Genomic DNA, 15,287 nt, shown 5'->3' on the forward strand with positions numbered 1-15,287 from the left:
GCATCACGAAGGCGAGCTGGTGAACCATGGCCGTCCCCAAACGCAAGACCTCCCGCAGCAACACCCGCCACCGCCGCTCCCAGTGGAAGGCCACCGCCCCCGACCTGGTCCCCATCACCATCGAGGGACGGCGACTACTGGTGCCCCGCCCCCTGATCCGCGCCTACCAGCGTGGACTCCTCACTCCCTGATCGCTCCTGATCCCAGCCGATCACCCCGCCTGTGACGGCGCGGCCGTCCGGACGGCATGGACACGGAAGGCACCTCATGACATCGGATGCGGCACTTCTGGATCCGGAGTCCGCCAGGGCGTGGTCGCGCCGGTGGGACGCCCAGCAGGAGCGGTACGTCGCCGACCGGGAGGAGCGGTTCGCGGTGATCGGTGACGTGCTCGCTCACGCACTCACCGGATGCGCCCGCCCTCTCGTGCTGGACCTGGGCTGCGGCCCGGGCTCACTGTCGGTGCGGATGGCCGCGCGCCTGCCGTCGGCGCAGATCATCGGCGTGGACAACGATCCACTGCTCCTGGCCCTGGCCCGCGCCGCTCATCCGGGGGCCGCCCGGTTCGTCGAGGCGGACCTGCGCCTGCCGGGCTGGTCGGCCCTGCCCGGCCTCGCCCGTGAACTCGATCGTGAACTGGACGCGGTCGTGTCCTCGACCGCGCTGCACTACCTGCCGGTCGAGACCCTCGCGCAGGTGTACCGGGAACTGGCCGGCCGGATGCGGCCCGGCGGCATCCTGGTCAACGCCGACAACCTCTACGACGAGCAACCGGCGATCGCCGGCATCGCCGCGGCATTGCGCCACGGCAGGGCCGGTGACGGCGAGGAATGGGCGTCCTGGTGGCAGGCTGCCGCGCGGGATCCGGCTCTGGCCCGGCTCATGGCCGAGCGGGAGAAGCGGGTCATGAGCGGAGGCGACCACCGGGTGTCGGTCTCCGTTCACGGCGAGCTGCTGCGGCGCGCCGGGTTCGTCCAGGTCGGCCCTGTCTGGCAGGTCGGGGACGATGTGGTCCTGGTGGCCGTGCGCTGAGATACCCCTGACGAGTGGGAAAGGAAGAATCATGGATCCTGAGAAGGTGGGGGCGGTCTTCGACGCCACACACTCCGACTTCGCTCGGTTGGCCCCGTATCTGTGGGATCCGATCGGTGAGGCCAGTGTGCGGGCCGTGGGCATCGGAGCGGGTGACCGCGTGCTGGACGTGTGCTGCGGGACCGGGGCGTCGGCGATCCCGGCCGCCGTGGCGAGCGGGGCGGGCGGCCGTGTCGAGGCGATCGACCTGGCGGAGTCGCTGCTGGAGCACGGGCGACGCCGGGCCGCGGCCCTGGGGCTGGAGACGGTACGTTTCGTGCGAGCCGACGCGACCCGGTGGGCGCCCGAGGACGAGGGCCGCTACGACGTGGTGCTGTGCGTGCACGGGATCTTCTTCCTGCCGGACATGGACGCCTGTGCCGCGCGGCTGGCGGGCTTCCTGCGGCCGGGGGGCCGGTTCGCCGTCACCACCTGGGCCAAGGGGGCGCTGGAGCGGTTCGGCGGGGCGCTGTACACGGTGGTCGGACGGGAACGCGGCCTGCCGCCGGACTCGCCGTCCGGCCGGGCCGCGGCGGCCAGGATCGACACCGGCGACACCATGCGCACCTGGCTGACCGGCCTTGGCCTGACCGGGATTCGTGTCCACCCGATCCCGTTGAGCGTCCCCCTCACCGCGGAGTCGGCCTGGCTCATGGTCGTCGGCACCGGTTTTCGTAGCATGCTCGACGGCCTCGGCCCGGAAGCGATCGCCCGGGTACGGGAAGGGCTGCCCGCTCTGCTGGCCGAACAGGGGGTCGACTCGGTCGACGCCACGTCGCTGGTCGGGATCGGCACGGTGACCTGACCCGGCGCGGACCGGCACCGGAATCACCGCCGCGGTCCTGATCGCCGGAACGGCTCGGCCACGCGCCGCGCACCGATCTTCTCGTCGCCCGGTGATTCCGTGCGGCGGCGGCCCGCGTCCACGGCCTGGTCACCGCTCCGGCCGAGGTGCTCGCGCCCACCGCCGGTCCCGCGCCCGCACCGGGCCCGGACGTGGTCTTCGAGGACGTGCACTTCGGCTACTCCTCCGACGGGCCCGAGGTGTTGCGCGGCGTCTCCTTCACGATCCCGCACGGCAGGACCGTCGTCCTCGTCGGCCGGTCCGGCGCGGGGAAGGACGGGTGGACGATGCCGGGAAGGTGGAGAGCCGTCGCGGTTGAAGATCGACAGGACCTCGAGCGGTTGCCCGCCGAGGGCGGCGACGCCGTGCGGGATGCGGGTGTCGAACTCCGCGGCGTGGCCCTCCTCGACGATCACCTCGCGGTCGCCGAGGACGATGCGCGCACGGCCCTGGAGGACGTAGCACCATTCGTAGCCTTCGTGGCTGCGGGTCTGGATGGGCTCACTGCTGGGGGCGAAGGTCATCTTGAAGGTCTGGATCGGCGCGGACTCGGGCGACAGGTACTCCACGGTCAGGTTCCCGAAGTGCCGGGTCCGCGAGCGCACACGCCGGGTCGGGCGCTTTCCGCATCAGCAGCTCGTCAAGGCTCAGCCGCAGCGCGCGGGTGATCGGGAGCAGTAACCCGAGGTTGGGAGCGCGCTTGCCGGCCTCAAGCCGGGAAAGGGTGGAGGCGGAGATTCCGGTCGCGCCCGACAGCGCCTCCAGGGGGAGGTCGCGTTTCAGGCGCGCGGCGCGCAGCCGCGGCCCGACCTCACGCAGGACCGCGTCCGTGAGGTCGGGTGCCTGTCGCTGTTCCGCCATGCTCACATCCCATCGTCAACCGGGGGTCAGGCCCCGGTCTCGCGCCGGTGGTGCAGAAGGTGGTCTTCGCGGATGCCCGATTCCCCGGCGGGGGAGGTCACCTCGATGACGACGGTCTCGGCCCGGATCGTCTCCCATTCCCCATCGGCCAGGCGCAGGGCCGCGATGTTCTCCGCAGGCGTCTGCACGGTGAGGTTCATCGGATGCTCGGTGAGCCCCTCCGGCATCTCCGGGTGCCAGGAGGGGACGCTCTGATGGGAGACCACGAGCAGATGCCCGCCGGGGGCGACCGCCTCGGCCGCGCACCGCAGGATCCGCTCCCGCTCGCCCGGGGCGGCGACCGGCGAGTGCAGGAACTGGGCCGAGGGCTGCAAGCCAGTTCGGTGGGCACCACGGTGTTGCCGGCCACGAAGCTGCCACGGCCGGGGCTGGGTCGGCGCCGAGCATGAACCCGCCGAACCTCCCCCCGCCCACCGAGCCGCCGCCGTCCTGGGAGCACCGCATCTGGTCCGACCCCACGGCCGCCGCCGTCCTGGGATGCCACTACTGCCTGAGCTCGAAGACAGTGGCCCACCTGGATGAGAGCACCCGCACGCTGGTGATGGCGCCCTGTCGATGCTGGACGTCTGACGGCCCTTCAGTGAGCGGGTAAGAAGTCCGGCTACGTTGTCAGCCATTGCTGCTGCTTTCTTCTGGGCTCGTGGTGCCGACGGGCGGAGACGCCCGCGCGGTCGCAGCCGGAACGCCGTGACGAAGTGGTCTCCGCGTCCGGCCGTCCGCGCCGCCGTGGCTCAGCGCTGTCGCAGGGAATCGGTACGCACTACAGGAACATCGCCACTATGACCGCGCCCTGGAACCCCACACGAACAGGAGGGACGGTCCGCGATACACCTGTGGGCCTGCCGGACATGACCTGAGCATGAACGTCACCGATACCGGGCCGCCGCGCACCCAGCGCTTTGCCCAGCTCTACGAGCAGACGTACGCCGCGTTGCTACGGTTCGTCGAGCGTCGCGTCCCCCCCTCCCACGCCGAGGACGTGGTCGCCGACGTGTTCCTCGTCGCCTGGCGGCGCCTGGACGACGTGCCGCCGGCGGCGGACGAGGCGCGGGCCTGGCTGTTCGGCGTGGCGCACCGCACCCTGCGCAACGGACTGCGGGCCGACCAGCGGCGGCAGGCGCTCACCGTCCGCATCGCCGACGACCGGCTGACCGGCGCCGCGGCGGCCGGGCTGGACCCCGAATCGGTGGCACGCCGGCTCGACCTCGTCCAGGCGTGGCGGCGGCTCAGCCCGCGCCACCAGGAGACGCTCGCCTTGGCCGTGTGGGACGGCCTCACGGCCCCGCAGGCCGCGCGGGTGCTCGGCATTTCCCCCGTCGCGTTCCGGCTCAGGCTCACCCGGGCCCGGCGCGCCCTGCGCCTGCACGCCGACGCGGCCCCCGCCACCACGACCCAGCCCGTGGCGACCGCCACCATGAACTCCCGGAGCACGCGATGAACGACACCCTCGACCAGGCCCTGCGCGACCTCGACCCGGCCGTCACCCCCTCCGACCTGGAGGTCGGCGCCGACCCCAGGGCCCGGGCCCTGCTGGCCCGGGTGGTGGCCACCGACCCGACGAAGGCGCCCGCACCGGCGACCAGCGGCCCTCGCCTGCTCACCGCCGGGCGTCTCGCCGCTGTCTGCGGAGGAGTGGCCGCCGGCATCGCGGCGGCGCTGCTGCTGCCCGGCGTGTTCGGCGGGGGCTCGGCGATGGCGGCGTGGACCGCGACGCCGCACGCGGTGAGCGGTGACCGGGCCACCGACGCCCAGCAGACGTGCCTCGACAGCGCCCGGGACACCACCAAGAACACGACCGGGCGCGAACTCGGCTTCCGGCCCGTGGTGACCGAGGGCCGGGGGCCCTGGACGCTCGTCTACGTCAACGACGGCAGCGGCCATCTGGCCGAGATCACCTGTCTGCTCCGCGACGGCGACCTCGTCGGCTCGCAGGGCAGCACGCCGGGACCCGACGCACGACCGCTCCCACCGGTTCCCGCAGGGTCGGCGCGGGCCACCCTCGGCGCGGTCATGAGCACGAGTGAGCAGAGCGTGCGCATCGTGACCGGCAGGGTCGGTGCCGACGTGGCGGGCCTGGAGCTCTCCACGGAGGCGAAAGGCAGCGTGACCGCGACCGTCACCGGCGGCTACTTCACAGCCTGGTGGCCGGACGCGCCGACGACGGAGGAGCGCGAGAACGCCTCGCCCCGCGGCGGCGTCAGGAGCGTCACGGTGATCCTCCAGGACGGGTCACGGCAGGGCGTCTCCCTCGAGGAGCTCACCGGCCGCACGAGCGCGCAGCTGAACACATCGGCCGGGGGCGGCTCCGCACGCGACTGACCCGGCCACCCGCGGCGGCGCCGGGCCACACGGTCGGGCAGGTCCGTATCGCCCGGGCGGCACCGCCCGGGCCAAGGACGTACACCGGCACCCGTAGGGTCCGCCGGCCGCTGCGTTCAAGCGGCCGGCGGGCCCGTGCACGTTGCCGTGATGATCCTGGCGCGCCGATCAACAGCGTTCGGACGGACGGCCGGAAGCCGCCGGCGATTCCCCTCGTGAGCGGGGTGTGGTGCGGATACCGGGTTCGGGGTGCTGGAAAGGGGGCAATGTAGCGGTGTCGCTTGGTCACCTTTACATCGTTACGCCCCCGCCAGGGGGGCAGGAGCTCATCTACGCAACAACTGGTTCGCGACATGCGTTGCCTGCTGCCGCGCCGGGGCTTAGTACGACAACGACAGGCCGTTATGAGCGTCTTCGCTTATGGTGACTGGCTCGAGCCCGCGCTTGGCTGAGCCGGCGCCAGACCGACCAGGCAAGGACATGACCGATCGGGTGCGCGGTCGGTGCGGCGATGCGGTTGAACAGCCGCCGCACCTCCTGGACCGTCCACGGCATCACACCGGTTCCGCAACCGGCCGCAGACCCCCTTCTTGCAGCCCATCGCGCACGACCACCAAGAACGCCGCCGCGGTCATCGCCAACGTGATGTGCCGGTACCAGGCCCGATACGAGCGCACCTGATAGTGATCGAGGCCGACCTCGTTCTTGGCCATCTGCAAGCACTCCTCGATCGCCCACCGACTCCCTGCCACCCGCACCAGTTCGGCCAGGTCCGTGCCGGCCGGGCCCAAGCACAGGTAGTAGGCGATGTCAGCGGGGTCACCGATCGACCGGCGGGCCAGCAACCAGTACCCGTGCCGCGGGTCGCGCAGCGGCCGGATCTCCACGGCCGCCCACGCGAACACGCGCGGCCCGCGCACCCCGTCACCGCAGCTGAGCCGCTGCCAGGCCATCTGCGGGAGCTCGGCGACCAAGCGGTGCACCCGCACCTTGGTCAGCTGCATCGACACCGCCATCGCATTCTTGGGCACCGCGACCAGATGGGCGATCCCGGCGCTCTCCGGCCACAGCCGGAACTTGCTGTCCTGACCGTAGACCTCATCGGCGGTCACCCAGCCGAACGGCACGCCCGCCGCCACGGCGCGTTCGATCATCGTGCGGGCGAGCGCCGGCCTGGTGGCGAAGGCGATCTCGTCGCCGATACCGGCGGCCCGGCAGCGGGGCCGGTCATCGGTCCATTCCCGGGGCGGATACAGCTCCCGGTCGATCAATGCCCGCCCCCGCGTCGAGGCACAAGCGAGGAACACGCCGATCTGGCAGTTGTCGATCCGGCCCGCGGTGCCGGAGTACTGGCGGGCCACCCCGGCCGAGCGCACACCCTTCTTCAGGAAGCCGGTCTCATCGACCACCAGCACCCCGCTGCGGGCATCCCCCAGGACCTCGACCACGCTCCAGCGCACGTCATCGCGTAGTCCGTCGCTGTCCCAGGCGTAGAAGTTCAGCAGCCGCTGCAGGCGCTCCGGGCCGGACTGTCCGGCGGCCTCGGCCAAGGTCCAGCCGTTCTTGCGCTCACTCTCACCGAGTAGACCGCGTACATAGGAGCACACCTGGCGACGCGCCTCCACCCGCGCGAACCGGCCCGCGAACCGGCCGACGAACGCCGTGAACCCCGCCGACCATTTAGCCACCGTCTCCGCCAGCATGACCAGATCGTCTACCACGTGACCCTAGATCACGACCTGTCGTTGTCGTATTACGCCGACGGCGCCGCATCCGGCTGACGGCAGCCGGGCTGGGCCGCTCTCGGGGTGGACTGACCGGCAAGGTCCACCTGTCGGCTGATCGGCGCTGTCGTCCACTGTCGTTCGTTTCGACCCCGGGCCAAGCCGGCGACAGCCCGCAGTTTCGCACCGTCCTGGCGCGTATCAAGGTCCGCCTACCCGTCGGCCGTCCGCGCACCCGCCCGGCCGCGGTAGCCGCCGACAAGGCCTACTCCTCCCGCGGCAACCGCCTCTATCTGCGCCGACGCCACATCAAGGCCGTCATCCCGGAAAAGAGCGACCAGGCGGCCCACCGTAAGAACCGCGGTTCCCATGGTGGCCGCCCGGTCAGCCATGATCCAAAGCTGTATGAGCAGCGCAACACTGCGAACTGTCACGAAACTGTCAGTGCCGATTTGCCATCAGGTGTCAGTCCGCAGGTCGGAGCGTTGGTGCGGGCAAGGCGCTACAGGAAGTTTCGTCTTCGCAAACTCCAGTGATCGCTCAGAGTGGACTCCTTCTTGTCCCAAGAGCGCTGACTTGCCTCGGCCTTACTGCCGCGCTCTGTGGCGGATCTCTTCTCTTCCTTGAGAGGACTGTCAGCGGCTGGCAAGGTGCCACCTTCTGCCAACTGAAATCCATGCTCTGAAGTGCAGTTTTGCCACTTTGTGTCAGTGGCTTGTGCCACTGCATGTCGGCCCGGGGCCGGGTGCGACCTCGTCCTGTCGGACGAGCACGCCGGGTACCGGTGGATCGACCCGGCGGGTGTGGTCACGTCCGGCGCGAAACGGCAGGCTGATGGTCCGCGCCGGTGAGACCGCCCCGGGGTGAGCGGCGCGGCTACCGGCCCTCGGCCGTGCTGCCGGGTGAGGAGGCGGCGTCGAGCTCCGCGACACGGTCGGCGTGGCGGCTGGCCGCCTGCAGAGCGGCGGACAGGGCGAGCACCAGAGCGGGGGATCTCTACTCGGGAACCCCTGGGGCAAGATGATCATGCCGTCCTCGGCCAGCACGGGCAGGCGGTCGTCGACCAGGATGCCCGGGTGCCATCTAGGTCCCCCAGCGGCGGCGCCGCGGCGAGGCACTGGTCGACCCGGTGCGCGTCGCGTCGGGCCCGGTCGGCCAGTTCGATCGCCCGATGCCGACCACGTCTGAGATCTCGACGCGAGGAAGTGTTGCCATTACGGTACGTATCGTCATCGCCTGCCCCAGATGGCGCGCAGTACCTCGGCAAGAGCGCGCAACACCTGAGCCAGGTCGGCCGAGCGGGAAGCGCGGGTGGTAATGAAGACCATCAGCACCGCGGCCAGGGCCGTGCACATCACACCGATGATCGGGGCCAGCGCCAGAAGGTCGAGGTTCATCGAGTCGTCCTTTTCTCGTCCGGTTGCGATGTCCCTCAGTTCAGCCAGCGGCCGGCAGGGCAACAAGAACAGCCGGAGAGGCCGGATAGGGGCGACGAAGCCGCAGGTGGCGGGGGCATCCAGGGCTTCTTGCGCCGGATGGGCCGGATGCGCCGTACGGGTGGGAGGCCGATGAGCGGGCCCAAGCAGTTGCCGCCCGACCGGCAGAAGCTGCGTGATGGGCTGCGGGCGCTGCGAGACCAGGTCAAAAACAGCCGAAAGCTGTCTCAGCAGGATCTGGTCAACCTGACCAACCAGCGCCTTGCCGAGCTCGGGGTGGAGGCGCTGGCCCCGCAGACGGTGAGCGGCTGGCTGGCCACCGGCAGCGTCGCGAACGATTTCCGGCAGTTGTGGGCGCTGGTCCAGGTCATGGTGGAACTGACCGGCCGCCTGCCGCCGTATGACCTCAAGCACCCCTTGTGGCTGAGTGAGTATCGCTGGTGGAAGACGCACTGGGAGAAGGCAGGCAGCCCCGGCCCCCGCAGAGCCCCGCGACGAGAGGAACGGGAGGATGAGGACTGCCCCTATTCAGGGGGCTTGCTGCTCGCGGTCGACGAAGGACAGACGGTCAAGTCGAAAACAGCCCGGACAGCGCCGTCATTGCTTGCTCCGCTGTATCAGCCGCTGCCCCCGGAGGCACCAGAAGCGTGGCTGTTACAGCCCCGCTTCGGCGTGGTGCCGTACTTGGCGCGAGAAGGCCTGCTTGAGGACCTACAGGCATGGTGTGCCGAGGACCGCATGTTCAGCATCGGCGTCATCTCTGGCGAGGGCGGGTCCGGCAAGAGCCGGCTCGCCGCCGAGTTGGGCACCCGGATGCAAGAGCGCGGGTGGGACTGCGGTCAGGCGCCGAACACCGAGGCGCTGAGCGAGTTCACTCCGAGGTCTGCCACCTTGCTGGTGGTCGACTATCCGGAGCAGTGGCTCGCCGTCCTCGGCCGCGTGCTGGAACGGCTGGCCGGCCGAGTGGCCGGGCCCCATGTGCGTGTGCTGCTGCTGGCCCGCCAAGGGGCGGCGCGGTCGCACTGGTGGGCTGAACTTGACCGGACCAGCCACCGGACCGCGACGGGGTTCGGCAATTTACACCTCGATCTGATCACCCACGCGCTCTCTCCGAACGAGCGCCGGGAGCACGCCGAGACCGCGATGCGGGCATTCGCCTCCTATCTCGGGATCGACGAGGTCGGGGCAGTGCCTGATGTGACCGACGACGACTTCGCCAATCCGTTGCTCGTACACGCGGCCGCCTTACTGGCCGTACATGGTCGGCGCGGCGGGACAGAGTCCGCCGACTCCATGCGCCAGGAAGTGCTGGCACACCTCCTGGCTCGCGAGCAGAGTCGATGGGCTCGTTTGCGGCCCGCGCACCAGCTTGCCGATTTACACGAGACGCATGCTGTGCGCGCTGTGCTGGCCATGGTGCTGACCGGGCCCTCAGCCGGTGAGGCGGCTGAGCTGCTCGCGGCCCTGCCTGAGCTTTCCGGGCCGGCACAACGGGAACGGCGCGGGCGCATCTGCTACTGGCTGGCCGACCTCTATCCGGGAGAGCGGCCGCTGGCGTCGTTCGGGCCGGACCTGCTGGTCGAGCAACTACTCGATTCCGCGGTCGGCAGCATTGCCGACCTCGACGACGTGATCACCACCGTGCACGACCACGACGCGACGAGCACACGCCACCGCAGCCGACTGCTCGCGACCCTGCGATTGGCCGCAGAGCAGCGACCGAGCGTGTCCTCAGCGCTACGCGGCTACCTGGTCAAGAACCTGGCCCCGCTCTTGGAGCAGGCGCTGGATGATCTCGACGGTCACCTGGCGATCAGTTTGGACAGCGCACTGGTGTTCTGCGGTGAGCGACCAGATCCTGAACTGAAACTCGCTTTCGCCTGCGCCTACCTTCAAAGGGTCGTCCCTGCTAGCCACGAATGTGGCGCGCAACTGCTGTACACCACGATGCGATTGGCGATGCCCGTCTTTCGGGGACTGGCCGAGATCAACCCAGAAGACGGCCTTGAGGTTCTTCGCACGATGCTGGGCCAGTTGCTCTTCCGCAGCGAGCAGGCGGGCCGACCGGAGGAGGCGCTCGAGTGGACCTTGGAGAGTGTGCGAGTGAGTCGGCAGCTCGTCGACCGAGATCGCGACCGCTATCTCGCGGAACTGTCCTTTGATCTGAGCAATCTCGCTGCCGCTCACATGAAACTCGGCCAGAGCCGGGAAGCGCTCGCGGTCGCTGAAGAAGCCGTCACGCTGCAACGCGGGCTCGCCGAGCGTGGCAGGGGAGAGGACACCGGGCTCGCCATCGCGCTGCACCGGTTGAGCGGTATTCAGATGGAGCTGGGTACCTGTGACGAGGCGTTGGTCTCCAACGCCGCGGCGCTGCCTGTGCTACGACGGTTTGCCGATCAGGGCGACAGCTACTATCTGCCCCTGCTGGCTGAAGCCCTCATCCTCCAGAGTGCCATCCTGACCGGCCAACATCAACACGAGCAGGCCCTGGCCGCCATCACTGAGGCATTTCGGCTGCGTGAACGCCTGGCCGAACAGTCGCCGGACACCAGTTCGGCCCTCCTGCAGTACGACCTGCACAACCTGTCGCGAGGAAAGGCGAATCTCGGCCGCTACGACGATGCGCTGGCGGATGCGGCTCGCGCGGTCGAGGCTAGCCGTGAGGCCTGTGCGGCGAACCCACGACGCCATCGAATCATGCTGATCCGCAACCTCAACCAAGTTGCCCAGCTTCACCTCCAGCTCGCCCAGCCACAGCAGGCGGTCGCAGCGGTCGAAGAAGCGGTCGCCCTTGCCAGACAGGGCACCGAAGCAGAACTCGCCGAGTCGCTGGTACAGCTCATCGGCGTGCTCGCCAGGCTGGGCCGATACGCTGACGCCTTGCCGCTGTGCCTGGAGGCCGAATCACTGCTCCGGCGGCTCGTCGACTCCCAGCCGCGCTTGCTGCCCCTGTTGGCCTCGACGCTGACTGACCTCAGTCAGATTCTGGACGACATCGGCCGATCGGACGAAGCCCTGAACGCGGCGCTTGAGGCCGTGGACTTCGCACGACGGCTCGACGCCTCCGGAAATTTGAAGCTGGCGTGTGCCTTGGTCAACCTTGGCGACCGATATGCGCGATTGCAGCACTTCCCGGAGGCGCTGGCGCGTACCGCGGAAGGGATAGAACTGCTGCGCACGGCCGACCAGCCGGTCACGCTCGCGGTTGCCCTGAGCAAGCTCGCCGACCGGCACGCTCATCTCGGCCACCGCACTGAAGCGCTGACCGCGGCCCTCGAGGCAGTGCGGCTGAGCGAAGCCGTACACCAGTCCGATCCCACCCAGCACCGCATCGAGTGCGCCTACGCCCTGAAAATACTCAGCAACATTCATTTCAGTTTCGGACGACCCGAGGACGGACTCCCTCCCCTTACCCGAGCGGTGCAGCTCTACCGGGAACTCGTCGAAACTGACGCCGGTGACGACCACCGATCCGGTCTCGCCGCAGCCCTGCACAGTCTCGCCGACCTCCAGCTCGTGACCTGCCAGTACCACGAGGCCGTCGACAGCCGCCAGCAAAGCAACCAGATCTACGAACAGCTCGCCGACGCGAACGAAGACCATTACCTGGGCAAGTACGCCGGATCGCTCGAGAGCCTGTATGCGACTCTGGTCTCTGGGGGGCGCTTCAAGAATGCCTTGCCCGTGGCGCGCCGACAGGTGGAGGTCGCACGTCGCCTGGCCAGCAAGGATCCGGGATTCCGCGAGTTCCTGACGCACAGTTACAGCAAACTGGCCAAAACGCTGACCTTGCTTGGAGAGTTCACCGAAGCGCTACAGGTGGCCGCGCTGGCCAAGGCGGACACCGTCATTCCGGATCCGGGACAGGTCGCATCAAACCCCCGCTCTTCAACAGCATCGTGACTCAGATCTGGGCCTATCCAAGAAGCCTGCAATCCGGCCCTCATCCCTGCTGTCCGAACGGGCTCCTTCCTACTCTGAGGGCTTTGAGTTGCCCCGGCCCTACTGCTGCGCTCTGTAGTGGATCTCTTCTCTTGAGAGGACTGTCATCGGCTGGCAAAATGCCACGTTCTGACAACTGAAATTCGTGCTCTGAAGTGCAGTTTTGCCACGCGGTGTCAGTGGCTTGTGCCATGACATGTGAGCAATGACTGTCTCTGATGCCCAATGCGGCATAGGCGAGTTTACCTATACGAGGTCGCCGGAGCAGGGGGCTGGCGTAGTGGTAAGAGGGTTGTCGGAACTTACGGCGGCGTGGCTGTGGTTCGAGCGCGCTGGAAGCCGGGTGATGTCTCAGGGGGCGGCGATGTTGGATGGAGACGTTGAGGGTCACTGGGGTTTTCAGAGACTTATTGTGGTTACTCCGTAGCACCAAGTGATTTCCAGTACTAACATACGACTCGGCAGTGACGTGGCTCACACGGCTGACGGTCTTCTCAGTGGTCCAGGTGGCCCCTGCAGTGGCCGCTCGCCATTGGCGATCTACCAGCGCTGAAGTGGGCTGTTTTGTGTCCTGATACGGCCCGCCGGATCGGAGGCCAGTGAAGATGCCCCCTTTTCCCCCTGATGAAGATCATCGTGTGATGCCCGAGTCGGAGCAGGATCTTGGATCCCTGCACGAGCTTCGAGGGCCGGCTACCCGGCGATTGATGACCTTGGAGGCGCGCGGCGAACTGGCCACTCAGCACGTGCGGCTTGTGGCGTCGTGCTTGAACGCCTCGGAACGTACCGTGTGGCGGTGGCTCGAGCGGGCGCGCGCGGAAGGCAAGACCGAGCGCAAGCCACGCAGCGCATTCACGCTGACCGATGACCTGCTGGCCCAGCTCGCGCTGCTGGGAGGCAACTGCGCGCATCTGCACCGGGAGTTGGTCAAGCAGGAACGCGCCGGGGGCCCTGCCGCACCCAGCCTGCGCACCTTGTATCGGGCGGTCAATCGCGCGTTGACTCCAGGTGAGTGGAGCGGTATCCGCAAGGGGGAGATGGCGCGCCGCCGTTTCGATGTCTACCTGCGCCGACCTACCGATACCGACCAGCACCACCGCAACACTGTCTGGGAAGGCGACCATGTCCAGGTTCCGGTGAGGGTCGATGTCGACGGACAGTTGATCAAGCCGTGGGTGACCTGGTTCGTTGACTGTGCCACCGATGCCGTGTGCGGGCTGGCGGTGACGCCTGGGTATCCCAACCGGGCCAGCATCCTGGCTGCGCTTCGCAGCGCGATCTTGCACGATGAGCAGTATGGGCCGTTCGGCGGGGTGCCGACACTGGTGCGTGTCGATCGCGGTAAGGACTTCTTGTGTAAGACGGTGATGACGGCGTTGAGTTGTTTCGCCGTTGTTGTCGGGGACCTACCGGGCTATTGCCCGTGGCTCAAGGGCACCGTCGAGGAGTTGAACGGGGCTGCGGAGAAGATGTTCTTCAACACGCTGCCGCACTATGTCGGCCGGCCCACTTTCCCGGGGGGGAAGCCCATCGATCCGGACGAGCCTGTGCTGTTGTTCGAGGATTTCGTTGAGTTGCTGCTGGGGTGGGTGCGGGAGTGGAACTTCGATATTCCCAAGCCGGCTCTGTCGGGCCGGACTCCGCATCAAGCCTGGCTGGATGACGCGTGGCCGATAGATAACATCCCGGCTGAGGATCTGCGGTTGTTCATGCTGGAAGACGACGGACGTGAACGGACTCTCACGAGCAATGGGGTGTCGTGGCGCGGGCGTAAGTATGTGGGGGCCTGGATGACGGGCTTTGGCGGGACGGGAAGGAAGGTGCGCTTGCGATACATGCCTCATCATGATCATGAGATTGAGGTGTTCGACGCGGTCACGGGCCGCCATCTGGGCCCGGCCGTCTTGGGGGACCAGGCGCCGAAGCAGGCGGTCGCGGCGGTTCAGGCCGCGCGCCGTAGCGCGAGCAAACGGGTCACCCGGGCGCTGAAGGCCGCGGCGAAAAAGCGCAGGATCCAGTATGGGGCGGTCACCAAAGCCGAACCCCCTCGGTTGCTGGGTGCGATGACCTCTGAAGAGGCCCGGGCCGAGCTGGCGGGTATCGATTATCAGAAGCTGCCTGCCCGGGCCGCCTCGGAGATCATTCCGTTGCGGCCTCCTGCCCCTGGCTGGACCCTCCCTAAGAAATCACCGCAGGGACCTTCTAAAAAGCAGGAGGAGAAGTCGTGAATGCAGGCTTTTTATCTCCGCTGGATGAGGCTCATGATCACTACTTGCGTCTGAAGGGCGCCAGCGTAGTGGTCACCGAAGCGCTCCAGCGCATCCAGGACAATGTGGAGATCGCGATCGAAGAGCGCGCGATGATGTGCGTGCACGGTGATTCCGGGCTGGGTAAAACATTGTCGGTGAATGCCTCACTGCGCGAACTCGTCCCTGACGATACCGTGCGCATCCAGTTTCGCTCGCACCCCTACCCGCGCGATATCCGCAATGTGTTATTCGACGCCCTCGAGATACCGGGACCTGCACCGGTCTATCCGCTAGAGTTCGACAAGCTTCTCAAAGAGAAGCTGGCGGAGAAGTTCCGGGTATTGGTGTGTGACGAGGCGCAGTGGTTGTCCACCGATTGTTTTGAGTTGTGGCGTCATCTGTGGGACGACCCGGGTACCGATATCACGATCATTTTCGTGGGAGGTGCGCACTGCTACAAGGTGTTGCAGCGTGAACGCATGCTGGCTTCTCGCGTTCTGCTGTGGCAGAAGTTCGAGCCGTTGACGGCCGCTGAGGTGATGACGGTGATGCCGGTCTACCACTCGATCTGGGCCGAGGCCGACCTGGAGGACATCTTGCTGGCCAATCGCCAGGCCGGGCACGGTAATTTCCGTGCCTGGGCAAAGATCACCGTGCTGGCGGTTCGCGCGCTCAAGAAGCTGGGGCGCACGACGGTCGACAAGGATGTGCTGGTGTGGGTGTTCGACAGGCTCCGCGAAAACAAGGAGTTGTCGTGAGAGCCACCGCTGGAGCTGCGTCC

The 15,287-nt window shown here is 67.9% G+C and carries 13 protein-coding genes and 1 pseudogene; 9 read left to right on the forward strand and 5 right to left on the reverse strand.

Going from position 1 to position 15,287, the window contains the following annotated elements; all coding sequences use genetic code 11:
- Positions 1–26 precede the first annotated feature (26 nt).
- The 3 genes from rpmF (at position 27) to ACIBCT_RS30310 (ending at position 1,876) form a co-directional block, all read left to right on the forward strand.
- Positions 27–191, forward strand: a complete 165-nt coding sequence (rpmF, locus tag ACIBCT_RS30300) for a 50S ribosomal protein L32 (RefSeq protein WP_399194343.1) — start codon at positions 27–29, stop codon at positions 189–191.
- 76 nt (positions 192–267) lie between these two features.
- Complete coding sequence (locus ACIBCT_RS30305) at positions 268–1,032, forward strand: methyltransferase domain-containing protein (RefSeq protein WP_399194345.1); 765 nt, start codon at positions 268–270, stop codon at positions 1,030–1,032.
- Positions 1,033–1,063: 31 nt separating this feature from the next.
- Positions 1,064–1,876, forward strand: a complete 813-nt coding sequence (locus ACIBCT_RS30310; RefSeq protein WP_399194347.1) for a class I SAM-dependent methyltransferase — start codon at positions 1,064–1,066, stop codon at positions 1,874–1,876.
- Between the two features lie 23 nt (positions 1,877–1,899).
- Here the strand turns inward: ACIBCT_RS30310 and ACIBCT_RS30315 are convergent, their stop codons facing one another.
- Genes ACIBCT_RS30315 through ACIBCT_RS30325 form a run of 3 tightly spaced genes read right to left on the reverse strand, consistent with a single transcriptional unit; the run spans position 1,900 to position 3,150 of the window.
- A complete protein-coding gene (locus ACIBCT_RS30315) occupies positions 1,900–2,484 on the reverse strand; it encodes a cupin domain-containing protein (protein WP_399194349.1) in 585 nt (194 codons plus the stop codon).
- A complete protein-coding gene (locus ACIBCT_RS30320; RefSeq protein ID WP_399194351.1) occupies positions 2,417–2,776 on the reverse strand; it encodes a helix-turn-helix domain-containing protein in 360 nt (119 codons plus the stop codon). The genes ACIBCT_RS30315 and ACIBCT_RS30320 overlap by 68 nt, the downstream gene beginning before the upstream one ends.
- Before the next feature lie 26 nt (positions 2,777–2,802).
- Entirely contained in the window at positions 2,803–3,150 is a 348-nt protein-coding gene (locus tag ACIBCT_RS30325) for a hypothetical protein (protein WP_399194353.1), read from the reverse strand.
- A gap of 545 nt (positions 3,151–3,695) precedes the next feature.
- On the opposite strand from ACIBCT_RS30325, the gene ACIBCT_RS30330 reads away from it, so the two are divergent.
- Together ACIBCT_RS30330 and ACIBCT_RS30335 are read left to right on the forward strand one after the other, a co-directional pair.
- Positions 3,696–4,274 carry an RNA polymerase sigma factor gene (locus ACIBCT_RS30330; RefSeq protein WP_399194354.1) on the forward strand — a complete coding sequence of 193 codons (579 nt, stop codon included), beginning with the start codon at positions 3,696–3,698 and terminating at the stop codon, positions 4,272–4,274.
- A complete protein-coding gene (locus ACIBCT_RS30335; RefSeq protein WP_399194356.1) occupies positions 4,271–5,155 on the forward strand; it encodes a hypothetical protein in 885 nt (294 codons plus the stop codon). The genes ACIBCT_RS30330 and ACIBCT_RS30335 overlap by 4 nt, the downstream gene beginning before the upstream one ends.
- A 554-nt stretch (positions 5,156–5,709) precedes the next feature.
- Here ACIBCT_RS30335 and ACIBCT_RS30340 read toward each other — a convergent pair.
- Positions 5,710–6,858: an IS701 family transposase gene (locus ACIBCT_RS30340; RefSeq protein ID WP_399194358.1), complete on the reverse strand. Its 1,149-nt coding sequence runs from the start codon at positions 6,856–6,858 to the stop codon at positions 5,710–5,712.
- Positions 6,859–6,908: 50 nt separating this feature from the next.
- On the opposite strand from ACIBCT_RS30340, the pseudogene ACIBCT_RS30345 reads away from it, so the two are divergent.
- A pseudogene (locus tag ACIBCT_RS30345) lies at positions 6,909–7,301 on the forward strand (transposase); the annotation flags it as partial.
- An 807-nt stretch (positions 7,302–8,108) separates the two neighbouring features.
- Here ACIBCT_RS30345 and ACIBCT_RS30350 read toward each other — a convergent pair.
- Positions 8,109–8,276 (reverse strand): hypothetical protein, encoded by a 168-nt coding sequence (locus tag ACIBCT_RS30350; protein ID WP_399194360.1) that lies wholly within the window; start codon positions 8,274–8,276, stop codon positions 8,109–8,111.
- Positions 8,277–8,447: 171 nt separating this feature from the next.
- Between ACIBCT_RS30350 and ACIBCT_RS30355 the strand changes: the two genes are divergently transcribed.
- The 3 genes from ACIBCT_RS30355 (at position 8,448) to ACIBCT_RS30365 (ending at position 15,264) form a co-directional block, all read left to right on the forward strand.
- Positions 8,448–12,218, forward strand: coding sequence for a hypothetical protein (locus tag ACIBCT_RS30355; RefSeq protein ID WP_399194363.1), 3,771 nt, complete (start codon positions 8,448–8,450; stop codon positions 12,216–12,218).
- Positions 12,219–12,898: 680 nt separating this feature from the next.
- Complete coding sequence (locus ACIBCT_RS30360; RefSeq protein WP_399194365.1) at positions 12,899–14,485, forward strand: Mu transposase C-terminal domain-containing protein; 1,587 nt, start codon at positions 12,899–12,901, stop codon at positions 14,483–14,485.
- Positions 14,482–15,264: an AAA family ATPase gene (locus ACIBCT_RS30365; RefSeq protein ID WP_399194366.1), complete on the forward strand. Its 783-nt coding sequence runs from the start codon at positions 14,482–14,484 to the stop codon at positions 15,262–15,264. Before ACIBCT_RS30360 ends, ACIBCT_RS30365 begins: the two co-directional genes overlap by 4 nt.
- Positions 15,265–15,287: the final 23 nt, after the last annotated feature.

Origin of the sequence: Streptosporangium sp. NPDC050855 (assembly GCF_044456585.1) — a bacterium.
Lineage (GTDB): Bacteria > Actinomycetota > Actinomycetes > Streptosporangiales > Streptosporangiaceae > Streptosporangium > Streptosporangium longisporum.